The sequence below is a fragment of the Streptomyces sp. NPDC002055 genome (assembly GCF_040296705.1).
Taxonomy (GTDB): domain Bacteria; phylum Actinomycetota; class Actinomycetes; order Streptomycetales; family Streptomycetaceae; genus Streptomyces.
Genome location: NZ_JBEOXS010000021.1, coordinates 71,249 through 92,961, shown reverse-complemented (window position 1 = coordinate 92,961; position 21,713 = coordinate 71,249). Strand labels below are relative to the sequence as shown.

The 21,713-nt window shown below is 72.3% G+C and carries 17 protein-coding genes and 1 pseudogene; 11 read left to right on the top strand and 7 right to left on the bottom strand.

The features are described from left to right. The first annotated feature begins 78 nt into the window (after positions 1-78). The 6 genes from ABT112_RS15705 to ABT112_RS15680 all read left to right on the top strand — a co-directional run bounded on the left by ABT112_RS15705 (position 79) and on the right by ABT112_RS15680 (position 6,491). On the top strand, positions 79-666 hold the full coding sequence (locus tag ABT112_RS15705) for a helix-turn-helix domain-containing protein (RefSeq protein ID WP_351509741.1): 588 nt from the start codon (positions 79-81) through the stop codon (positions 664-666). 493 nt (positions 667-1,159) lie between these two features. Beyond that, positions 1,160-2,143, top strand: coding sequence for an NADPH:quinone oxidoreductase family protein (locus ABT112_RS15700; protein WP_351509738.1), 984 nt, complete (start codon positions 1,160-1,162; stop codon positions 2,141-2,143). Positions 2,144-2,173: 30 nt separating this feature from the next. Beyond that, positions 2,174-3,385 (top strand): acyl-CoA dehydrogenase family protein, encoded by a 1,212-nt coding sequence (locus ABT112_RS15695; protein ID WP_351509736.1) that lies wholly within the window; start codon positions 2,174-2,176, stop codon positions 3,383-3,385. Then, on the top strand, positions 3,382-4,629 hold the full coding sequence (locus ABT112_RS15690; protein ID WP_351509734.1) for an acyl-CoA dehydrogenase family protein: 1,248 nt from the start codon (positions 3,382-3,384) through the stop codon (positions 4,627-4,629). The genes ABT112_RS15695 and ABT112_RS15690 overlap by 4 nt, the downstream gene beginning before the upstream one ends. 634 nt (positions 4,630-5,263) lie before the next feature. After that, complete coding sequence (locus ABT112_RS15685; protein WP_351509732.1) at positions 5,264-6,187, top strand: phosphatidylinositol-specific phospholipase C/glycerophosphodiester phosphodiesterase family protein; 924 nt, start codon at positions 5,264-5,266, stop codon at positions 6,185-6,187. Positions 6,188-6,296: 109 nt separating this feature from the next. Further along, positions 6,297-6,491, top strand: coding sequence for a hypothetical protein (locus tag ABT112_RS15680; protein ID WP_351509730.1), 195 nt, complete (start codon positions 6,297-6,299; stop codon positions 6,489-6,491). Between the two features lie 180 nt (positions 6,492-6,671). On the opposite strand, the gene ABT112_RS15675 is transcribed toward ABT112_RS15680, so the two are convergent. Next, entirely contained in the window at positions 6,672-7,916 is a 1,245-nt protein-coding gene (locus ABT112_RS15675; protein ID WP_502975351.1) for a phosphodiester glycosidase family protein, read from the bottom strand. Between the two features lie 523 nt (positions 7,917-8,439). Here ABT112_RS15675 and ABT112_RS15670 point away from each other — a divergent pair. Then, entirely contained in the window at positions 8,440-9,483 is a 1,044-nt protein-coding gene (locus ABT112_RS15670) for a hydroxymethylglutaryl-coenzyme A reductase family protein (protein WP_351509728.1), read from the top strand. 54 nt (positions 9,484-9,537) lie between these two features. On the opposite strand, the gene ABT112_RS15665 is transcribed toward ABT112_RS15670, so the two are convergent. Further along, on the bottom strand, positions 9,538-9,885 hold the full coding sequence (locus ABT112_RS15665) for a DUF779 domain-containing protein (RefSeq protein WP_351509726.1): 348 nt from the start codon (positions 9,883-9,885) through the stop codon (positions 9,538-9,540). Between the two features lie 611 nt (positions 9,886-10,496). Between ABT112_RS15665 and ABT112_RS15660 the strand changes: the two genes are divergently transcribed. Beyond that, a complete protein-coding gene (locus ABT112_RS15660) occupies positions 10,497-12,053 on the top strand; it encodes a carboxylesterase/lipase family protein (protein WP_351509724.1) in 1,557 nt (518 codons plus the stop codon). Positions 12,054-12,131: 78 nt separating this feature from the next. Here the strand turns inward: ABT112_RS15660 and ABT112_RS15655 are convergent, their stop codons facing one another. Then, entirely contained in the window at positions 12,132-13,394 is a 1,263-nt protein-coding gene (locus ABT112_RS15655; protein ID WP_351509722.1) for a MalY/PatB family protein, read from the bottom strand. 225 nt (positions 13,395-13,619) lie between these two features. On the opposite strand from ABT112_RS15655, the gene ABT112_RS15650 reads away from it, so the two are divergent. Continuing rightward, positions 13,620-14,033 carry a hypothetical protein gene (locus ABT112_RS15650; RefSeq protein ID WP_351509720.1) on the top strand — a complete coding sequence of 138 codons (414 nt, stop codon included), beginning with the start codon at positions 13,620-13,622 and terminating at the stop codon, positions 14,031-14,033. Positions 14,034-14,165: 132 nt separating this feature from the next. Here the strand turns inward: ABT112_RS15650 and ABT112_RS15645 are convergent, their stop codons facing one another. Then, positions 14,166-15,053 (bottom strand): LysR family transcriptional regulator, encoded by an 888-nt coding sequence (locus tag ABT112_RS15645; protein WP_351509718.1) that lies wholly within the window; start codon positions 15,051-15,053, stop codon positions 14,166-14,168. Between the two features lie 139 nt (positions 15,054-15,192). On the opposite strand from ABT112_RS15645, the gene ABT112_RS15640 reads away from it, so the two are divergent. Next, entirely contained in the window at positions 15,193-16,248 is a 1,056-nt protein-coding gene (locus ABT112_RS15640; protein WP_351509715.1) for a YncE family protein, read from the top strand. 109 nt (positions 16,249-16,357) lie between these two features. Here ABT112_RS15640 and ABT112_RS15635 read toward each other — a convergent pair whose 3' ends face one another. The 3 genes from ABT112_RS15635 to leuS all read right to left on the bottom strand — a co-directional run bounded on the left by ABT112_RS15635 (position 16,358) and on the right by leuS (position 20,914). Further along, positions 16,358-17,311: an immunity 49 family protein gene (locus ABT112_RS15635; RefSeq protein ID WP_351509713.1), complete on the bottom strand. Its 954-nt coding sequence runs from the start codon at positions 17,309-17,311 to the stop codon at positions 16,358-16,360. A 208-nt stretch (positions 17,312-17,519) separates the two neighbouring features. Beyond that, the gene (locus ABT112_RS15630) at positions 17,520-18,104 is read right to left on the bottom strand and encodes a DUF4352 domain-containing protein (protein WP_351509711.1); all 585 of its coding nucleotides are present in this window, start codon (positions 18,102-18,104) and stop codon (positions 17,520-17,522) included. A 314-nt stretch (positions 18,105-18,418) separates the two neighbouring features. Further along, a complete protein-coding gene (gene leuS / locus ABT112_RS15625) occupies positions 18,419-20,914 on the bottom strand; it encodes a leucine--tRNA ligase (protein WP_351509709.1) in 2,496 nt (831 codons plus the stop codon). A 469-nt stretch (positions 20,915-21,383) separates the two neighbouring features. Between leuS and ABT112_RS15620 the strand changes: the two are divergent. Continuing rightward, positions 21,384-21,669, top strand: a pseudogene (locus ABT112_RS15620) (allantoin permease); the annotation flags it as partial. Positions 21,670-21,713 lie beyond the last annotated feature (44 nt).

Sequence of the window (21,713 nt, the reverse complement as noted above, 5' to 3'; positions counted from 1 at the left end):
CCGCCGCCCCGCCGCGCCCCGACTGCTCCCAACCCAGGCGGTATTGACAAAGGGGCTTGCCGGTTCTGCGATGTCCTCATGACGGACCCGGAGAACCTGGACGAGGTACTGGCGAACGTGGGGCCACGGCTTCGCCGCATCCGGAAGGAGCGCGGAGCCACGCTCACCGCCCTCTCCGCCGTCACCGGCATTTCGGTGAGCACGCTCTCCCGGCTCGAATCGGGCGGCCGCCGGCCGAGCCTGGAACTGCTGCTGCCCATCGCCCGGGCCCATCAGGTCCCGCTCGACCGGCTGGTCGGCGCACCCCCGGTCGGTGACCCCCGGGTCCGCTCCGAGCCCGTCGAGCGGGGTGGCAGAACGATGCTGCCGCTGACCCGGCGGCCCGGTGGCCTCCAGGCGTACAAAGTGGTCGTTCCGGCCCGGAACGAGGAACCCGACCCGCGCACCCACGAGGGCTACGAGTGGCTGTACGTGCTCTCCGGACGACTGCGGCTGGTGCTGGCCGACCACGACCTGGTGCTGGGGCCGGGGGAGGCGGCGGAGTTCGACACCCGGCTGCCGCACTGGTTCGGGCCGGCGGGCGAGGAGCCGGTCGAATTCCTGAGCCTCTTCGGCCCGCAGGGCGAGCGCATGCACGTACGGGCGCAGCCGCGCCGCAAGGGCTGACCGGAACCCGGCACCGGCGGCCGGCCCCGTCCCCTCGGAGCAGGCACTCTCCGGTGGGCGCGGCGCGGGCCCGGCTCAGGCCCCGGGCCCGGCTCAGGCCCCGGACCTGGCTCAGGCCCCGGACCTGGCTCAGGCCCCGGACCCGGCCCAGGCCCCGGACCCGGCCCAGGCCCCGGACCCGGCCCAGGCCCAGGCGCCGGCGCCGACCGGCCCCGGCCGAGGCCCGGCCCCCGAACCCGGCTTCCGGCCCTGCCCCGACGTCGCCCCTGCCCCGGCGCCGCCCCTGGCCCCCTGCCCCGCCCCCGGGCCCTGCCGCCGGCAGGCGAGCCTCCGCCGTCGCCGCCCGGCAGGGACCGTCGCACGCCGGCCACCACCGCCACGCCACGCCCCGAAAAACGTCCGCGATGGCCTGTTCCTCGAACCGAGCGACCGCTTAGTATGCGACCGGTGCGGGGCACGCCGCCCCCTGTCGACGTTCGTTGGAGGCCACCCGATGAAGGCATGGCGAGTGCACGAGAACGGCGAGCCCCGCGAGGTGATGCGCCTCGACGAGGTGCCGGACCCGGTCGCCGGGCCGGGACAGCTTCTGCTGCGGGTCCGGGCCGCCAACATCAACTTCCCGGACGCGCTGCTCTGCCGCGGCCAGTACCAGGCGCGGCCACCGCTCCCCTTCACGCCGGGCGTCGAGATCTGCGGAGAGATCGTCGCCGTGGGGGAGGGCGCCGAGGGGCGGGCCGGGGACCGGGTGCTCGCCCAGCCGCCGCTGCCCCGGGGCGGCTTCGCCGAACTCGCGGTGGCCGACGCCGCCACCGTTCGGCCCGCGCCCGACTCCCTCGACGACGCCGAGGCCGCCGCGCTGCACATCGGCTACCAGACCGGCTGGTTCGGCCTGCACCGGCGGGCGCACCTGCAGCCGGGGGAGACCCTGTTGGTGCACGCCGCCGCGGGCGGGGTCGGCAGCGCGGCCGTCCAGCTCGGCAAGGCCGCGGGCGCCACCGTCATCGGCGTCGTCGGCGGCCCCGACAAGGCCCGTACCGCCCGCGAGCTCGGCTGCGACCTGGTCATCGACCGGCGCACCGAGGACATCGTGGCCGCGGTCAAGGAGGCGACCGGCGGCCGGGGCGCCGATGTCGTCTACGACCCGGTCGGCGGCGACGCCTACGCCAAGTCCGTCAAGTGCATCGCGTTCGAGGGCCGGCTGCTGGTCGTCGGGTTCGCGAGCGGGGCCATCCCCAGCCCCGGCCTCAACCACGCCCTGGTGAAGAACTACGCGATCGTCGGCCTGCACTGGGGCCTCTACAACGCCCACGACCCGGCCGCGATCGACGCCTGTCACCGTGAGCTCACCGCACTCGCGGCACGGGGCGCGATCAAGCCCCTGGTCAGCGAACGGGTGGCGCTCGCCGACGCGGCGGACGCCGTGCAGCGCGTCGCCGACGGCACCACCACCGGCCGCATCGTCGTCACCCCCAACTGACCCACGCCACTGACCGGAAGGAGCCGCGCCATGGCACGCACCGAGGCCGCGGGAGCCCCCGACGCCGACACCGGTGACCTGCGCCGCCGGGTGGCCGCCCTGCTCGACGAGCACGACTCCGCCACCACCGACCGGGCCGCTTTCCTCCGCGCCCGCTTCGACGCCGGGCTCGCCTGGGTGCACTACCCCGTCGGCCTCGGCGGCCTGGACCTGCCCCGTTCCCTCCAGGCCGTCGTCGACGCCGAACTGGAGGCCGCCGGCGCGCCCGACAACGACCCCCGCCGGATCGGCATCGGCCTCGGCATGGCCGCCCCCACGATCCTCACCTACGGCACCGAGGAGCAGCGGCGCCGCTTCCTGCGGCCGCTGTGGCTGGGCGAGGAGGTGTGGTGCCAGCTGTTCAGCGAGCCCGGAGCGGGCTCCGACCTCGCGGCGCTCGCCACCCGCGCCGTACGGGACGGGGACGACTGGATCGTCGACGGCCAGAAGGTGTGGACGTCCAGCGCCCACACCGCACGCTGGGCCATCCTCATCGCCCGTACCGACCCGGACGTGCCCAAGCACCGCGGCATCACCTACTTCGTCTGCGACATGACCGCCCCGGGCGTCGAGGTCAGGCCGTTGCGTCAGATCACCGGCGAGGCCGAGTTCAACGAGGTCTTCCTGAGCGGCGTCCGCATCCCCGACCGCCACCGGCTCGGCGAAGTGGGCGATGGCTGGCGGGTCGCTCAGACGACGCTGATGAACGAGCGGGTGGCCATCGGCGGCGGCCGGGTGCCCCGCGAGGGAGGCATGATCGGGCTGGTCGCCGACCTCTGGCGGGAACGGCCCGAACTGCGCACCCACGCCCTGCATCAGCGGCTGCTGGAGCTGTGGGTGGACGCGGAGACGGCACGGCTCGCGGGGGAGCGGCTGCGTCAGCAGCTCGCCGCCGGGGCCCCCGGGCCCGAGGGGTCGGCGATGAAGCTGGCCTTCGCCCGGCTCAACCAGGAGATCAGCGCACTGGAGGTCGAACTCCTCGGCGAGGACGGCCTGCTCTACGAGGACTGGACGATGCGCCGCCCCGAACTGGTCGACTTCACCGGCCGGGACGCCGGCTACCGCTACCTCCGGGCCAAGGGCAACTCCATCGAGGGCGGCACCACCGAGGTGCTGCTCAACATCGTCGCCGAGCGCGTCCTGGGCCTGCCGGCCGAGCCCCGTACCGACAAGGACATCCCCTGGAAGGAGCTCGCCCGATGAGCGGCACCGAGCCCACGTCCGGACCGGACCTGCTGTCGTCCGGACCGGACCTGCTGTACTCCGAGACCGAGAACGACCTGCGGGCGGCGGTCCGTTCCCTGCTCACCGACCGCTGCGACCCGTCCGCGGTCCTCCGCTTCGTCGACTCCGGCCGGCCGTACGACCGGGAGGTGTGGCAGGCGCTCGCCACCGGAATGGGCATCGCCGGGCTGCTCGTGCCCGAGAAGCTGGGCGGCCAGGGCGCCTCCGCGCGGGAGGCGGCCGTCGTGGCGGAGGAGCTCGGCCGGTCCACGGCCCCGGTGCCCTACCTGACGGGCGCGGTGCTCCCCGTGGAGGCGCTGCTCGGCTGCGACACCGACGACCGGGACGTGGCGGGCCTGCTCGGCGCGGTCGCCGCCGGCCGCACCCTCGCCGTGCTCGCCCTCCCGCTGTCCACCGGGCCGTTCCCCTCCGGCGCCGCCCTGCCCACCAACGCGCTGCCCACCACTGTCCTGCCCACCGCCGCCCTGCCCACTGCTGCCCTGCCCACTGCCGTGCGGGCCACCGCGGACGGACGGCTCGACGGACGGATCGGCAGTGTCGCCGGTGCCGCGGGCGCCGACCTGCTGCTCGTCCCGGCCCACGGGCCGGAGGGAGCCGGACTGTACGCCGTGGAGGCCGCCGCTCCGGGCGTCACCGTCACCCCGAGGGTCCCGCTCGACCTGACGCGCCCGCTCGCCGGGGTCACCCTCGCCGACGCACCGGCCCGTCGCCTGGCCGGACCCGGCCGCGCCGAGGAGGCCGTGGCGCGGGCACTGACGGCGGGGGCCGGACTGCTCGCCTCCGAGCAACTGGGGCTGGCCGAGTGGTGCTTGACGGAGACCGTCCGCTACACCGGCGAACGGCACCAGTTCAACCGGCCGGTCGGCTCCTTCCAGGCCCTCAAGCACCGGCTGGCGCGGCTCTGGCTGGAGATCGTCTCGGCCCGCGCCGCCGCACGGAACGCCGCCGACGCCCTGGCGAACCGGAGCCCCGACCGGCAGGTCGCGGTGGCCGTCGCGCAGGCCTCCTGCTCCCGGGTCGCCGTCCGGGCCGCCGAGGAGTGCGTACAGCTGCACGGCGGCATCGGCATGACCTGGGAGCACCCGGCCCACCTCTATCTGAAGCGCGCCAAGGCGGATGAGATCGCCTTCGGCACGCCGGGGCACCACCGGGACGCCCTCGCCCGGCTGGTCGATCTGGCCCCGCCGGGCGGTACGGACTGAGGCGGGGGCGCGCAGACGCGGCTGGGCGGGCTCCCTGCCCCGTCGCGGACGCCCATCGAGGGGCACCCCGGCCCGTCGAGACGTAGGCCCCACGCTGCCCGGGGCCCGATGAGACCGATGTCACGCCCTCGGGCTGTGACATGGCGCACGTGATCCGCTTCCCTCAGGGCGGGGAGTCCTGAGGGTGGTGTGACTGGTCCGGCCACAGCCCCCAACCCTCGGGCGGAGCCGCCACTCCGGCGCGCGGGCGCTCGCTCGCCCAGCCACTCGGATGCGCGCGCCCCAGCCGAGACCCGCCCTGCACCTGAATGTGGTCCGCATCACCTGACATTCACCGCCCATCTAGGGCTCAATCATCAATTCCGGCATAGGCGACAATGCATCGCAAGCATGGATTTTCTGCTGGTGGGGGCGGCTGTCCGGATTCGGAAACCTGACCGCCGGATGCCACGGTGGGACGCCTGGTCCCCCCGACGGTGTGCATCGACGGCAGAGCCCCGTCCGGCGAACATCAGCCGAACTCTGCGCCGGATCCCACCCGTTGGAGGACCTTCGGTCCGATACTCGGGGACGCCCCACCGCGGCTCCCCGACGCCCCGTCCGTGCCGCGCCGTCGTTCCTCCGGAGGTGTTCCGTGTCCCGACCCACGCGTCGTGCCGTCGTCGCGACACTGGGCGCAGCGGCTGCCGGTGGCCTCGCGGGCGCCGTACCGGCCCGGGCCACGGCCTCCGTCCCCCGGCAGGCCGGCGCTCCGGCCGAGGCCCTGCCGGTGACCGCCGAGGGCTCCGGATCCTCCCGCGTCCCCCTGCGCCGCGCCCACGCCCACAACGACTACGAGCACGAGCACCCGCTCGCCGACGCCCTCCGGCACCGCTTCACCAGCGTCGAGGCCGACGTCTGGCTCGTCGGCGGCGAGCTGCTCGTGGGACACGAGCGGGACGACCTCCACCCCGACCGCACGCTGGAGTCGCTCTACCTCGAACCGCTCCTGCGGCGGGTCACCGCCCAGCACGGTTCCGTCTACGCCGGGCACACCGCGTCCCTGCAGCTCCTCGTCGACATCAAGAACTCCGGTGCCGCCGCCTACCAGGAACTCCACCGCCGGCTGCGCCGCTACCGCTCGATCCTGAGCTCCGCCTCGGGCGGCAAGGCCCGCATCCGCGCGGTCACCCCGGTCGTCTCCGGCGACCGCGCGGTGCGCGCGCCCATGGAAGCCCAGCGCCACCGCTACGCCTTCTACGACGGGCGGCTCGACGACCTCGGTACGCGTGCCCCCGCCGCATTCCTCTCCCTCATCAGCGCCGACTGGGCCTCCACCTTCGACTGGACGGGCGAGGGCGCGATGCCCGCCGACGAGCGGGGGCAGCTCCGCGACATCGTGGACGAGGCCCACACCCACGGCCGGCGCGTCCGCTTCTGGGGAACTCCCGACGCGCCGGGGCCCGAACGTGACGCCCTGTGGCACGAACTCGTCGCCGCCGGAGTCGACCACATCAACACCGATGACCTGGCAGGACTCGAGCGGTTCCTCAGCACCTTCGACCGCGCCTGGGAGTGACGGGCAGTCATCACCCGTTCGGGGGCGCCCGAATGGCCGGGACGCGGCGGACGATAGGCCACACTTTGGGCCGATCGCGGCTCCGTCCCCGCGGCCGAGGAGGTTCGCCATGGCCATTTCGATCTCAGTGGTCCTCTTGCTCCTGATCCTGATCGTGGTGTTTCTGCGCAGCGGATCACTGCGCTTCTCGCACGCCCTGGTCTGTGTGCTGCTGGGCTTCTACCTCGCCGGTTCCAGCGTCGCGCCGACGCTGTCGGACGGCCTCGCGGCGACGGCGGACGTCGTCAGCAGCGTCCGCCCCTGACCCGTCCCCTCCGCCCTCCTGCCCTGCCCCTGCGCTTCGGCCGCCCCGTCCGCTCTCCCCGACGACGGACGACGGACGACGGGCGACGGGTAGCGAGCGATCGGTACCCGTCGCCCATCGGCCGCCGGCAGGGAGAGTGCCGCCGGTCCGCCCTGACCCGGTCCCGTGTCCCCGGCCCGCTCACCCGCGGGCGAACACCCCGATGCCCTCGGGGATCAGCCGTTCCACCCCACCGGACGGATGGTTCCGCACGGTCACCCCCGCCGCGCCCGGCTCCCGCAGCGCCAGGGTGGACGAACCGCCGCCGTCCAGGTTGATGGCGTCGTCGGACCCCAGTACCCGCATCAGCCGCGCCAGTTCGGCGATGGTCAGCCCCGGCCGGTGCTCCACCGCGCCGTCCAGGGCCAGCAACTGGACCAGTCGCCCTGCGGCGTCGGCCCCGGCGGCGGACCGGATGGCGGCGGTCCGGTCGTCCAGACCGTCCAGGGGGACCCCGTTCCGCAGGACGGGGAAGCCGCCGACCGCGAACCGGTACGGGACCGGCGCCCCGGCCGCCAGCCCGTACCGCACCCCGACCCGGTCCCCGATCCGCAGCGCGCGCAGAGCCTGCGCCCCGGCCTCCCGGCCGACCAGCACGACCGTGTCCCGTGCGACCGGTCCGCTGCCCGGCGTGCCCGCGGTACGCGCGACCCGCCCGCGCAGCACCGTCACCTCATGGGTGTCGGTGCTGCACGGCGCCGCCCGGTCGGTGTCGGTGCCGCAGACCGCGCGGACCCGGGAGACGCTGCCCCAGGCCGGGGTGAAGGCCCCCACGCCGCCGACGGGCAGGGCGTACTGGTTGAGGCCCCGCAGCCGCAGCCGGCCCACCCGGGTGGCCACCGCGCCCCGCAGGGACAGCCGGCCGAGCCGCACCCGCCGGTCGGCGCCCATGCCGAGGACGTCCTCGGTGGTCGTGCCGGGCGGCAGAGCGGGGCCGAAGCGCTGGCCGTCCGGCACAGCGGCCTTCCAGACCCGCCCCGCGGCCACCGCGGGGCCGACCGCCGCGAACGTCGGTTCCACACCCGGGTGCTGGGTCTCGGAGATGTTGAAGAAGTCGCCGTTGACCGCACCCACCGCGCCGCGCCCGTCCGCCAGGTGCGACAGCGCAGCGCGGGCCCCCACGGCGCCGGGGTGCAGCAGATCCAGGGACACCCGGCGGTCCCGCAGATCGACGGTGAGCAGATGGCCGCGCGCCGTGCCCTGGGAGCCCGCGACGGAGAACTCCCGGTAGGTCACACCGGACGCCACCCGCATCACCGGGCCGTACCGGGGCGCGGCGGAGGTCCCCGCGGCGGCGGGCGAACCCGAAAGGCCCGGGGCGACCAGTGCGCCCCAGGCGATCAGTACCGTCAGTGCTGTGCGTAACCGGCTGCCGTGTTGCGTCACAGTGCCCCCTGAGGTCGCTCCAACTGTCCCACGAAGCAGGGAATATGGCGCCTGTCGGACATGCGCCCGAAGAGGGACGGCCGGGAAGCGGTGACCGGGGCCGCGGAGATGTTCGGCCGGTACTCCAGTCGTGGACCGTGATCACGCCGGCGGGGCTTCCGGTACGGGAACGGGTCGCTATCGGATCGAGTGAGGCGGTCGCCCGCCGGCACGCTGCCCTCATGGATCACACAGAAGAACCGCTCATCGGAGGACGGGCCGGCGTGGGCCGGACGACGGTGAGGTGGGAGGTCTCGGCGCTGCTGCGCCGCGGAGGTCTCTCATGCGATCACCGAAGGTGACTTCATGGGGCAGGGGCATCCGGCATCCGAGGGGGATCCTCGTGCGGGGACCGGCGCGCCCTCATGATCCACGGCGCTCTACGCTGCTGCCGACCGACCGCGGAGTCGGGACGCACGCGACCGGGCCTGCGTTCCGGCGCCTTCGCGCCATCCGCCATCCGCCAGACGATGGGAAGTGCACGATGAATGACATTCACGGAATCGCCGGGGTCCCCATGAGGTGGGTCGGACCGCTGAAGATTACGGGAAACATCGCGACCATGGAGACCGAAGTCCCGCTCGCCACCTATGAGTCACCGCTGTGGCCTTCCGTGGGGCGCGGCGCAAAGATATCCCGGCAGACCGAGCGCGGTATCGTCGCCACCCTCGTCGACGAACGGATGACCCGCTCGGTGCTCGTCGAAGCCGTAGACGCGCAGACCGCGTACGCAGCCGCGCGCCGGCTCGACGCGCAGTTCGACGACTTGGGCAAGGTCGTGCGCGCCTGCAGCGGATTCGCCGAACTGGTCGGCATCCGGCACGAGATCACCGCCAATCTGTTGTTCATCCGGTTCGAGTTCACCACCGGCGACGCGTCCGGGCACAACATGGCGACGCTCGCGGCCGACGCGCTCTTGGAGTACATCCTCCACAACATTCCAGGAGTGTCCTACGGATCGATCTCCGGAAACTACTGCACCGACAAGAAGGCGACCGCCGTCAACGGAATCCTGGGCCGTGGAAAGAACGTGGTAACCGAACTGCTCGTACCGCGCTCCGTGGTGACCGACATGCTGCACACCACGGCCGCCAGGATAGCCGAGCTGAATGTGCGCAAGAATCTGATCGGAACGCTGCTCGCCGGAGGAATACGCTCGGCCAACTCGCACTACGCGAACATGCTGCTCGCCTTCTACCTCGCCACCGGCCAGGACGCGGCGAATATCGTCGAAGGCTCACAGGGCGTGACCGTAGTCGAAGACCGGGACGGTGACCTCTACTTCTCGTGCACGTTGCCGAACCTGATCGTGGGCACGGTCGGCAACGGCAAGGATCTGGACTTCGTCGAGGCCAATCTGACGCGGCTCGGCTGCCGGGCCGAGCGCGAGCCGGGAGAGAACGCACGCCGGCTCGCCGTCATCGCGGCAGCCACGGTGCTGTGCGGCGAACTCTCCACCCTGGCGGCGCTGACGAACCCGGGCGAACTCATGCGCGCGCACATGCACCTGGAACGCAAACAAGGTTAGTGCTCCAGCCGCCCGGCCAAACCGCTGGCCGGACAGCGACGTACTGCTGGAGTACTAGGTGGTCGGCTCCTGGACCAGCCGGGACCGGATCAGGAACCGCACACCTTCCGGCGCTTCGAGGGAGAAGCCGCTGCCGCGCCCCGGCACCACATCGACGATGAGCCGGGTGTGGCTCCAGCGCTCGTACTGGCTGGACGACATCCAGAACGACACCGGCTCGGCCACCCCGTCGACCGCCAGGTCGGCGAGCAGCACATCGGAGGCGCCGGTGCGGAACTCGCCGGCCGGGTAGCACATGGGGGCGCTGCCGTCACAGCAGCCGCCGGACTGGTGGAACATCAGCGGCCCGTGCGTCGCCCGCAACTGTCGCAACAGGACGGCGGCAGCCGGAGTGAGCTCCACGGCCGGGGCTCTGTGGTGGGCCGATGGTGAGATTCCGGGAGGCGCGGCTACCGGTGGGGCGGACTCCCGTACGGCGGGTGCTGCCGCAGGGGAGGCGAGGGGCTGGTGAGGTGCTGGGGAGGATGGTTCAGGGCTCCCCGCCGATTCACGCATCGTCACTCCTCCGACCTGCTGGGATGCCTGTCGACTCGGGCCCGCGACCGCTGCGGGCGGACCCGCCGCGCGGTCTCCGTGCGGCCCGGGCGCCGTCCGCCGGGAGCCTAGCCCACGGACTCGGACAACCCAGAGAACCACAGGGCGCGTTGCGGACACGTTGCGTTCGGCCCGTTCGGCCCGTTCGGTCTGCGGCCGGAGCGGTCCGGGGCTCAGCGGGCGTGCCCGCCCGACGTTCCGGCAGCAGCGCCGCCACGTCTCCGGCCGTCGATCGAGTCCGCGCGACGCCACGCTGAAGCAGTCAAAGAACGACAGTGGGCACTACTTTCTGTCATTGAGTGTGACTGTGCGTGTGTGCCGGGTAGGCGCCCGCTGCCTCGGTCCGACTGCCGGTACGGGGCCGCCGCAAGGGAGGGCCGGTCCCTTGGGCGCGACAGAACCCGGCCCGGAGGAGTCGAGTGTCCGAACAGAACACGGTCGAGGTCGAGACCGCCCACGGCAGGGTCTCGGGACTGGTGGCGGATGGCACCGCCCGCTTCCTCGGCATCCCCTACGCCGCCGCACCCGCAGGCGACTTGCTCTTCGCCGCGCCCGTGCCGCCGGAGCCGTGGGCGGGCGTACGCGCCGCCCACACGTTCGGCGCCACGGCGCCCAAACCGCCGTTGGGCGGCCGGCTGGGAGAGATCGTCTCCGACCCGGACGTGGAGGGCGAGGAGTGGCTGAACCTGAATGTCTGGACGCCCGACCCCGCAGCGTCCGGCCTGCCGGTTCTGGTGTGGATCCACGGCGGCGGGTTCACCACCGGCTCCTCGGCCGTGCCCAGCTATGACGGTGCCACCTTCGCCCGTGACGGCCTGGTGTGCGTGAGCTTCAATTACCGGCTCGGGGTCTACGGCTTCGGCTGTCTTCCCGACGCGCCCGCACCGGCCAACCGGGGCCTGCTCGATCAGATCGCCGCTCTGAACTGGGTGCGCGAGAACATCGCCCACTTCGGCGGCGACCCGGACAACGTCACCGTGGCCGGGGAGTCCGCCGGTGCGATGAGCATCCTCGCGCTGCTCTCCCGCGACGACGGCCTGTTCCACAAGGCCATCGTGCAGAGCGGCACCGCCCACCTCGGCCAGACCCCCGCCGACGCGGGCAAGGTCCTCAAGGCAGTCGCCGACGAACTCGGTGTAGAAAGCACCGCCGAGGCCCTGGCCGGAGTCGACACCGAGGAGTTGCTCAAGGCACAGGGCACGGTCAGCGCCGACATCAGCCAGACCCCGGACGCCGACAAGTACGGCGCGAGCACCATGGCGTCCTGCGGACTGTCCTTCATGCCCGTCGTCGACGGCGACGTGCTGCCCCGGCGTCCCATCGACGCGATCGCCGACGGCGCGGGGAGCGGCATCCCGCTGCTGATGGGGACCACCACCGAGGAATTCCGCCTCTTCGTCGTCACCACCATCCTGGTGGGCTGGAACCTTCCCGCCCTGTACGACAAACACCTGAAGGCCTACAGCGTTCCCGACGGCTCATGGGCCGAATACAAGAAGGGCGACACCAACGCCTACCCGCGGGACGCCGCCACTGGCGTGGCGTGCGCGCTCCTGAGCGACCGCATGTTCCGTATCCCCACCTACCGCGTCGCCGAGGCCCGCGCCGCCATCCCCGACGCCGCCCGCACCCACCTGTACGAATTCGGCTGGCGATCCCCGGTCACCCCCAACAACCTGCAGGTCAAGATCGGCGCCTGCCACAGTGTCGACCTGCCCTTCGCCTGGGACACCGTCGCCCTGGCCGACAGCAAGAAGCTCACCGGCCCCAATCCGCCGCAGGCCTTGGCCACCGCCCTTCACCGGACCTGGGCCGACTTCGCCAAGACCGGACAGGCTTCCTGGGCCGCCTACGACACCACCGACCGCCCCGTCATGACCTACGCCCGCAACAACAACGCCACCACCCATCAGGTGGTCGAAGACCCCCGCCGGAGCGAACGCACGTGGTGGGACGGTCACCCCGCCACCAGCTGACCACCGGCGAAGCGAGCGTGGCCCCGCCGACGGTGGGGCCACGGCCCGGTGCGGCAGCCGCCGCGTCAGCGCCCCCCGTCAGCGCCCCACGTCAGCCACCGCGCCGGTCATCCGGCGCAGGATCTCCCGCAGATTGGCCGCCGACGTCCCGAAGTTGAGACGGACGAAGCCCTCGCCGGCCGGCCCGAAGGCGGAACCGTCGTTGAGCAGCACCCGGGCTTCCTCGAGGAAGAAGGGGCCCGGGTCGCGGTCCAGGCCGAGGGGGCGGCAGTCCAGCCAGGCGAGGAACGTGGCGTCCGGGGCACGGAACTCCACACCGGGCGGCAGCTCCTTGCGGAGCACCGCGATGTTCTCGGCCAGGGCGCGCCGGAGTCCGTCGAGCCAGGCGTCGCCCTGCTGCCAGGCGGCCAGCGTGGCCGCCACACCGAAGGTGTTCGGTTCGCCGTACAGACGCGACGGGCGGGACAGCGCCTCCCGTACCCGGCGCGGGCCGAGGTGCGCCACCGCGCACCGCACGCCCGGCACGTTGAACGCCTTGGTGGCCGAGGTCAGCGTCACGGTGCGGGCGGCGGCTTCCGGACCGATCGAGCCGAAGGGGATGTGCCGGTGCGGCGCGTGCACCAGATCCGCGTGGATCTCGTCGGCGACGACCAGCAGATCGTGCCGTTCGGCCAGCTCCGCCAGCACCGTCAACTCCTCTCGGCGCAGCGCCCGCCCGGTCGGGTTGTGCGGGTTGACCAGGATGAGGACCGGGCACGTGCTCCGCGCCAGCTCGGTGTCGAGCCGTTCCGGGTCGAAGGTCCAGCTGTCGGCGTCCGCGGTGTACGGAACGGGCAGGACGCGACGGCCCATCTCGGCGAGGGTCTGCAGGAACGGCGGATAGGTCGGGGTGTGCACCGCCACGCTGTCACCGGGCTCGGTGGCCACCGACAGCACCGCCTGTACCGCCTGGTTGATGTCGGCGAACTCCTTGACGTGGGCGGGATCGACCGCGAAGCCGTGGCGGCCGAGCATGCGCTCGGCGAAGGCGGTGCGCAGCGGCATGCCGTCCGGCCCGCTGTCCCAGGCCGGGTAGCCGAGGTCCTCGTCCACGCACCGCAGCAGCGCCTCCCGTATCGGCGGCGCCGGCGGAAAGTCCATCTCCGCGATCCAGGCCGGCAGCACATCCGCCGCGGCCCGGCGCCACTTGACTCCGGGACGCTGGGACAGGGCTCGGATGTCGACATCATCGAACATGGAGGGCCTCTCGTACGGCGGGCGGCGGGCGGCGGGCGGCGGGAGTCGGCAGAGCTCGGTGGTCATCGAGCGGTGGGCGTTGGGTGCGGGCGGCTCGGGACTCATCCTGCCCTCGGCCCCTTCGACCTGACCATGCCCCCGGCTCGGGCCCTGGTACCTCCTCCGGCATGGCTGTGCCCTGGCCGTGGGCCCCGGACGCCTGCCCCGGGCCCACCCGTGCGTCAAGGCTCTCGCCATCCACGGATCGATGCGCGGCCCTCGTCCTGCTGCGTCATGCGGAAGGGCTGTAATAGCCGTACGAAGAAAGCTCGTTGGGTCGATCATGGCGTCATGAGAGATCCCGCCCCAGCCCGTGAACTGAAAGTCGTCGACACCGCCTCCCTGCTGGCCTTGGAGAAGGAGGCGCAGGCCCTCGGGCTGAGTCAGGGCCTGAAGCCGGAGTGGGTGGCTGCCCATGCCGCGCCTGCGGGCGTGCACTATCTGTGCCCGGCGATCCGGCACAGCCTGCGGCACCGGCCCGAGCTCCCGCAGCACCTGCGCTGTGAGCTGCTGATCCAACTGCGCTCAGGGGAAAGGGCGATGAGCCTGCTGGATGTCCTGCCGGACACCTTCGCGCCGCTGCCTCGTGCCGGAACGCGCGAGGAGGCCGAGCGCTTCGTGCGGCTGTGGGAGAGCGCGTCATCGGTCCGGGAAGGGGAGGAGCGCTGGGCGGACGGGTCGGTGCGGCCTCACCCCTCCGCCTGAGCCCATATGGTGCGCAGGCCGGGTTCTCCCGCCTCGGAGAGGTGTATTCCGGCTTCACTCCGGCGCTCGGATTCCGCGGGGTGCCGGACAGGCCGTTCTCCTCCCGGAGCGCCGTCCGCGACGTGCCGCCCCTCAGGGCGCCAGGACCGCGGCCGCCACGTGGTCACGGAACCAGCGGTGCCCCGGATCGGCCGCGTTGCGGGGGTGCCAGGCCATGCCGAGTTCGAGGGGCGCCAGGTCGAGGGGGATGGGGAAGGTGCGCAGTCCCAGGGCGGAGATGGTGTCCGGGAGCCAGTCGGCCAGGGTGAGCGCCACGAGGTCGGTGTCCCGGGCGAGCATCATCGCGCTCGTATGGCCGGGTACGACCACCGGTAGTCGGCGCCGCAGCCCGAGATCCGCGAGTGCGCTGTCGATGGGCCCGAGGCGTTTGCCGAGCCGGGAGATGCCGATGTGGTCGGCCGCGGCGAAACGGCGGGCGTCGATCCGCCCGCGGAAGAGAGGGTGACCGCTGCGGGCCACGCCGACCAGTGACATCTCGACCAGCGCCCGGGTCCGGATCTCCGGGTCCAGATGGCCGAGAACGCCCAGCTCGACGTCGATTTCCCCCTGCCGCAGCGCGGGACCGCCCTCCAGGGCCTCCGGCAGGAAGACCACGTCCACGTGCGGCGCCTCCTCGTGGATCCGCTCGGTCAAGGTCCCGGCCAGCCCCGCCAGGAGCAGGTCGCCCGCCTGCACCGTGAACGTGCGCCGGAGATGCACGGCCTCGAAACCGGCCCCGGGCCGCAGTACGTTGTCGCAGCCGCGCAGCAACGCGCCCACCTCCGCCCGGAGTTCCACAGCCCGGGGGGTCGGGACCATGCCCTGCCCTGCTCGCACCAGCAGCGGGTCACCGACGGCGCGACGGAGCCGGGCCAGTGTACGGCTGACCGCGGCGGGTGACGTGCCGAGCCGCTCCGCGGCGCGGGTCACGCTGTTCTCCTGGAGCAGGGCGTCCAGGGTTCGCAGCAGGTTGAGATCCATGGACACTCCTGAACTGCAGTTTTCCGCCTGAGTCAATGATGGATTGCCCATCCTTGCATTGCTGTGCAATCCGCTCGGACCGAGAGTGGGCACGTCCGCGACCGCGCGACAAAACCACTGAGTGTTCGAGGAGTTCACCGTGCAGCAATCCCCCCGTGCCGGCCGAGAGGGCGACGTCCTGGCCGTGGTCAGCCAGAGCGGGCCGACGGTCTCGTTCTTCGACGCCGCCTCCGACCGGCACCTCGGCTCGGTGGACGTGCCCGCCGAGCCCCACGAGTTGTGCTTCGACCCGACACAGCGGCTCCTGTGGTGCACGACGGCGTACCACTCGGGCTACTACCACGCGAACAGCGGCCGGCGGACCGAACTGACGGCCATCGATCCCGACACGCGCCGCATCGTCGAGGTCGTCGACCTCGCCCCGGAACACGGGCCGCACGGGCTGGCGCTGGACACGGCACGCCGTCGTCTCTACGTCAGCGTGGAGGGCTCGACGGACCGGTCCGGCGGCGTCGTGGTGCTCGACACGGAGACGCGCCGGCCCCTGGGCAGGATCGACACCGACGCGCCCGGCCCGCACTGGTTCGCCATCGATCCGGCGGGCAGGACGGGTTACGCCACCAACAAGGAGGCGCCGTTCGTATCAGTCGTCGACCTCGAGCGGGGAACCCTCACCGCGAAGGTCGCGGTGCCGGGCAGCGAAGGACTCGCCGTCTCCGCCGACGGCACCCACGCCTTCGTCGCCGCGCCCTATGCCGGATCCTTCTCCGCCACCACCGGCGAGGGGCCCGCCACGGGAATCCGGGTCATCGACGCCCGGACGGCCTCCGTCGCCGGCACCCTGCCCACGGAGGGCCTCGTCATGCCGGTGCACCTGACCTCCACGGGGAAGGTGCTCGCGGGCGAGACGCGCATGGTGTCCGACCCGGCGTCCCCGCTCGGACGCCACGCGCCGGGACACCTCACGGTGTTCTCCGCCGACACCCGCGAACGGCTGGGTTCGATCGAGGTGGGGCACCTCCCGCTGACCATCACGTCATCGCCCGACGGCCGGCTCGCCTACGTGTCCTGCGTCGTCTCGTCCACCGTCGACATCATCGACCTGGAGTCCCTGCAGGGGCTGGCGCGCCTGGACATCGCCCGGCGCGGTGAGCCCGGCGCCCACGGCCTCGCCTACATCCCCCGCCCGGCATGACCTCGTGAGGACGCCGGTGCCGTGCCGTCGGCAGGTGATCCGGCGGCACGGGCCCGGGTGGCGGAACAGCAATGCGGCCGGCCGGTTCCGCTCCGGCCCTGGAGGCCGACTACTTGGCTGCCCAGAGGCCCAGCCGATTCGTGCCGCCGTCCGCCGCCCGCTGCAGCGCATCCGGCGAACCGAGCAGGTCGTGCGGCAGGTAGCCGGAGCGGACCCCCAGGTCCCACCCGTGGACCTGGACCGCGAGGGCGGCCAGGGCCAGGGCGCCGACCGGCAGCAGGGTCCTGGGGCCGGGATCGGCTCCCACGCCCTCCCCGTGCTGGACGAGCCGGGTCACGAGCGCTTGCTCGAAGGCGTGCTGATCGTCGTCGAGGAGTTCACGCAGCAGTCGCTGGTCCGCTGTCAGCGGGCCCGCTGCGTCCAACCCACGGACCGCCGCGGCGCGCTCGTCGGCGTCCGGCATGCGCAGGGTCACGGTGGGCCAGTCGCGGGGCAGGTGCCCGGCCGCCTCGGTCACGTACCCGCACAGGGCGTCCATTGCCGCGAGGTCCGCCGGCGCGGACGCCGAGGTCAGCTTCGAGTACGGCACCCCGTCGCGGATCGCCGGCGCGTAGTCGTCCCGCAGCAGCAGACCGATCACCCGCTGCCAGTCCCACACCAGGCCGCTGACCAGGCACAGCTCGAACGCGTCGAGCCAGGTCCTGGCCGTGGGAGCCTGCTCGACGACGTGACCGAAGGCGATGTCCTCGCTGCTGAGCGACTCGCCGACGAGCGGGAGGGCGATCTCCTGATCGCCGTCGGGGAAGCAGCCGACGCTCAGCACCCCCAAGGAACACTCCGCCGCCGTCCGCAACGCGGAGTGTGACGTCGCGTCGAGTGCGGAGTGCGCGGCGGAGCCGGCGGCGACGTGGTCGAGGAGCTCGTCGCGCATCTCCTCGAGCTTCCGGAGCGACAGGGAGTCGTAGCGCATCCTGTGCCACCGCCCCCACGCCCGTCCGCTGATGTCGTCGAGCGCCTGGGCCATGCGCTCCCCACTGACCTCATGGCACGTCACTTCCTGCATAACTGCTGTCCCCTCGTGATCTTTCAGCGCGGAAGCGGCACGCTATCAGCGGACTCGGACACCGCCCCGGGCCATGCCGCGGGCGCCGATCGGCCCTGGGGGGGGGAAGTCGCATGGGAGCGCCGGTACCGGAGACACGTCCCCGGCGTCGACTCCGGCTGACGCAGCGTGCACCGGGCCCGGGCGCGGCTGTCCGACGGAGTCGGGGCTACCGCACGGCGCTGCCCCTGAGGGCGACGGTGGACGGCTCCCGGCCGGAGTCGGAGAACTCCCAGGCAGCGATGGTGGCGCTCTTCGGAACGCGGTAGGCGAGCACCATCGCCTTCTCGGCGCCGGGCCGCAGACGCTCGTCGCACTGCGGGTTCCCCGGAATCTCGTCCAAGTCGCCGATGACGTCGTAACGTCGGCCCTGGTCGTCGACCAGGCTGTCGGCGATGCGCGGCGGGCACGTCAGCCTCAGACCGGCCTTCGTGCCGTTGTGGGCGACGATCTCCAGGGCCACGTACCGGGCTCCGGCACCCGGTCTCTTCGTGCCTCCGGCGACAGCGATCGCGTCGACCTCATGCACATTGCGGACCTTGACGGTCAGGCTGCCGTTGCGCGCGTTCTCGCCGACCTCGTACCGGTCGGACGAACCGGGAGCGGAGTGCGCGCCCGCTCCTCCGGAAGCGCGGGCGTCCCCGGGAGTGGCCTTGGCGTCGGGTGCGGCGGTCCGGGACGGGCCGGTGCAGGCGGTGAGCAGGAGGGCGGCGGCGCCGAGACCTGCGGTCGCGGTGGTCGTGCGGGTGTTCATGGGTCCCCCGGGGTGCTGTTGGTCGCATTCCTCCTGTCGTACATGTGGTGGGGCCGCTCGGCTTCCCATGACAGTCGGTGCTGCGGGCTCAAACTAGAACAACAGCACCCGCAGGGGACACGCCTTTCCCGTCACACACGGCAGGAAGGAAACCGGCCAGGAGCGCAGTCGCCCAACTCCGGGCGCTGTGGCGCGAGCTGCCGCGGGGCGTGGGCGACGTCGTGACCGAGCCGGATCCGAGCCGGCCTCCCCTGGGACGGGCCGGCGCCCCCGCAGGGCCCGCCCCGGTCGGCCCCTGCGGTGTGCGACGCCCGTCAGCCCGTGCGCGGTACGACGTTGACCAGGCCGGGCGGGCGGACGACCACCCGGCCCACCTCCGTGCCGCCCAGGGCCTCCGCCACCTTCTGCGAGGCCAGGGCCAGCGAGCGCAGCGCGTCCTCGCCGATGGTGGGAGTGACCTCCAGGCGGTCGCGGACCTTGCCCGCGACCTGCACCACGCAGGTCACCGTCTGCTGCGCGACGAGGCCGGGGTCGGCCTCCGGCCAGCCGTACTCGATCACCGAGGCCTCGCGGCCCAGGCGCTCCCAGGCCTCCTCCGCGGTGAACGGAGCGAAGCAGGACAGCATGCGGGCGAGGGCCTCGGCGCCCTCGCGCACGGCGGGGTCGGCCGCCCCGGGCCCGACGTCGATGGCCTTGCGCAACGCGCTCGTCAGCTCCATCAGGCGGGCAACGGCCACGTTGAAGCGGTTGCGCTCCATGAGCCGCGTGGTCTCGTCCACCAGCCGGTGCACCCGGGTGCGGACCTCCGCATCGCCCGGCCCGGCCGTCTGCCGGGCCGCGGGCGCGAGGTCGCCGCAGAGCCGCCACACCCGGGCCAGCCACTTCACCGAACCGGTCGGGGAGACGTCGGCCCAGTCGATGTCGTCCTCGGGCGGGCCGGCGAACAGCATGGTGACCCGCACGGCGTCCGGCCCGTGGCGGGCGATCTGGTCCTGGAGGTCGACCAGGTTGCCCAGGCTCTTGCTCATCGCCTTGCCATCCATGATCACTTGACCCTGGTTGGTCAGCCGGGTGAACGGTTCGACGAAGGGCACCAGCCCCAGGTCGTGGAGGACCTTGGTGATGAACCGGGCGTACATCAGGTGCCCGGTGGCGTGCTCCTTGCCGCCGACGTACTCGTCGACCGGCAGCCACCGCCGCACCCCCTCCGGGTCGAACGGCCCGTCGGCGTACTCCGGGTTCGGGTAGCGGAGGAAATACCAGGAGGAGTCGACGAACGTGTCCATGGTGTCGGTGTCCCGCTCCGCGTCCCCGCCGCAGGCCGGACACGGCACGCGCTTCCACTCGGTGGCGCTGCCCAGTGGCGACGCTCCGCTCTCCGGGCGGAGCTCGTACCCGGTCTCCGGCAGCCGCACCGGCAACTGGTCGTCCGGCACCGGTACTTCACCGCAGGCGGAGCAGTGGATGACCGGGATCGGCGTGCCCCAGTAGCGCTGCCGGGACAGCAGCCAGTCGCGCAGCCGGTAGTTCACCGCCCTTTCGCCCGCACCGCGCTCGGCCAGCTCTGCAGTGACTGCGGCGATGGCGTCCTGCTTGCCGAGGCCGTCGAAGGCACCGGAATTGACCAGCGTGCCGTCCCCAGTGGTGGCAATGCCGGTCTCGACGGGGTGCGGCTCGCCGGTTTCCACGACCACGGTCACCGGGAGGCCCATCACCGTGGCGAAATCCAGGTCCCGCTGGTCGTGCGCCGGCACCGCCATGACCGCGCCGGTGCCGTAGCCGGCCAGCACGTAGTCGGCGGCGTAGACCGGGATCCTCGCGCCGTTGACGGGATTCACCGCCCAGCGGTTCAGCGCGACGCCGGTCTTGGGGCGGTCCGCGGCCAGCCGCTCGACCTCGCTCCGCGTGCGGACCTCCCGCAGGTACGCGTCGAACTCGGCCCGCTGCTCGGGCGCGCACACCTCCGCCGCGAGCGGGGAGTCCGCCGCGACCACGAAGAACGTGGCGCCGTACAGGGTGTCCGGGCGGGTGGTGAACACCCGCACCGGTTCCTCGCGGCCCTCGACCGCGAAGTCCACGTACGCCCCTTCGGAGCGGCCGATCCAGTTGCGCTGCATGGCCAGGATCTCCTCCGGCCACGTGCCGTCGAGTTCGGCCATGTCATCCAGCAGCCGCTGCGCGTACTGCGTGGTGCGGAAGAACCACTGGGTCAGCTCACGCGGGACGACATCGGTTCCGCACCGCTCGCACGTCCCCTGGAGCACCTGCTCGTTGGCGAGCACGGTCTTGTCGACCGGGCACCAGTTGACGCCCGCGGACTTGCGGTAGGCGAGTCCCTTCTCCCACAGGCGCAGGAACAGCCACTGGTTCCAGCGGTAGTACTCGGGGTCCGATGTGTGCAGCCGAGTACGCCAGTCGAAGGAGACCCCCAGCCGACGGAACGATTCCGCCTGGACATCGATATTGCCGTAGGTCCAGTCCCGTGGGTCCAGATTGCGCTTCAGTGCGGCGTTCTCCGCCGGCAGCCCGAAGGAATCCCAGCCGATCGGGTTCAGAACGTTGTCGCCGCGCAGTCGGGCGAACCGGGCGGCGGCATCGCTGATCGAGTACACCTCGGCGTGCCCCATGTGCAGGTCACCGGAGGGATACGGGTACATGCTGACCAATAAGGAGCGCCGCCGCCCGTCCTCCTCGCCGACGGTGAGGCTCCGCGCCTCGAACACCCGCCGTTCCTCCCACACCCGGATCCATCTGTCGATCACCGAGTGCGGGTCGTATCCGTCCTGGCCGAAGGTCTCTTGCGCAGGCATTTCCACCTCATCAGGGAAGAGCGGATGAGCAGGGAACCGGCACGTGGGCGCGATGCGGAATGCGAGCCGGACCGGGCCCGACAACGCGGGAATTGACGCCATCGCGTACTGCGCCGTGTCATCCCTGGCGATTTCCGTCGACCCTATCGTCTCGAAGTGCCTGACACAGAAATTTTGTTGACGGTTCCGTATGCATCCGAGGCCCTATGCGCACGATGCCTTGGGCCAATAGTCGACTCTGATTGTTCAGTGGGCAACCACAGAAGGGCGTCCATATCCTCGACGTACGGCATTGTGCAGGGCGCCGGCAGGGCCTCGCATGGCCGGCGGCTTCAGCTCGTTCGGGTCGGCGCCCACGGGGTGAGGGCTCGGAAACGTGGCGTTCACGCCGCGTGATCTTTCGAGGAAACAAGCGGTTTCCAGCCTGTGCGGTCATGGAATCGCAGCCGCATACGTGCGCGGACACCGCTCCCCGGTGGGTGCGGTCGTCATCGCCTTCGTCCTCACGCCGCTGATGGCGATCGTCACCAAGGGCCGGTACTACCTGCGCCGCACCGACGACGGCATCGCCGAGCCACTGCTCGACGCGGACGGCAACCCCAGGCGGTCACCCTCGACTGCCACGTCTGCCACCTGCCCTACGAGCGGCCCGACGTGACCGCGTGCGTCACCCACGACTCCGTCGTCTGCTCCCTGTGCCTGAGCACCGACACGGCGGGGACCACGTCCTGCCGGCACAGCCGCCGGCCGCCTGAGGCCCGCCCCGCCCGAAGGGAAGGCGCTTGACGCGCGGAAGCGC

What these genes read in the sequence shown, in the direction of transcription:
- ABT112_RS15630 (WP_351509711.1), bottom strand. Translation starts at nt 18,104, where the DNA reads ATGAACACCCGCACGACCACCGCGACCGCAGGTCTCGGCGCCGCCGCC.
- leuS (WP_351509709.1), bottom strand. Translation starts at nt 20,914, where the DNA reads ATGCCTGCGCAAGAGACCTTCGGCCAGGACGGATACGACCCGCACTCG.
- ABT112_RS15655 (WP_351509722.1), bottom strand. Translation starts at nt 13,394, where the DNA reads ATGAGTCCCGAGCCGCCCGCACCCAACGCCCACCGCTCGATGACCACC.
- ABT112_RS15705 (WP_351509741.1), top strand. Translation starts at nt 79, where the DNA reads ATGACGGACCCGGAGAACCTGGACGAGGTACTGGCGAACGTGGGGCCA.
- ABT112_RS15695 (WP_351509736.1), top strand. Translation starts at nt 2,174, where the DNA reads ATGGCACGCACCGAGGCCGCGGGAGCCCCCGACGCCGACACCGGTGAC.
- ABT112_RS15645 (WP_351509718.1), bottom strand. Translation starts at nt 15,053, where the DNA reads ATGGATCTCAACCTGCTGCGAACCCTGGACGCCCTGCTCCAGGAGAAC.
- ABT112_RS15680 (WP_351509730.1), top strand. Translation starts at nt 6,297, where the DNA reads ATGGCCATTTCGATCTCAGTGGTCCTCTTGCTCCTGATCCTGATCGTG.
- ABT112_RS15690 (WP_351509734.1), top strand. Translation starts at nt 3,382, where the DNA reads ATGAGCGGCACCGAGCCCACGTCCGGACCGGACCTGCTGTCGTCCGGA.
- ABT112_RS15670 (WP_351509728.1), top strand. Translation starts at nt 8,440, where the DNA reads ATGAATGACATTCACGGAATCGCCGGGGTCCCCATGAGGTGGGTCGGA.
- ABT112_RS15700 (WP_351509738.1), top strand. Translation starts at nt 1,160, where the DNA reads ATGAAGGCATGGCGAGTGCACGAGAACGGCGAGCCCCGCGAGGTGATG.
- ABT112_RS15635 (WP_351509713.1), bottom strand. Translation starts at nt 17,311, where the DNA reads ATGCAGGAAGTGACGTGCCATGAGGTCAGTGGGGAGCGCATGGCCCAG.
- ABT112_RS15650 (WP_351509720.1), top strand. Translation starts at nt 13,620, where the DNA reads ATGAGAGATCCCGCCCCAGCCCGTGAACTGAAAGTCGTCGACACCGCC.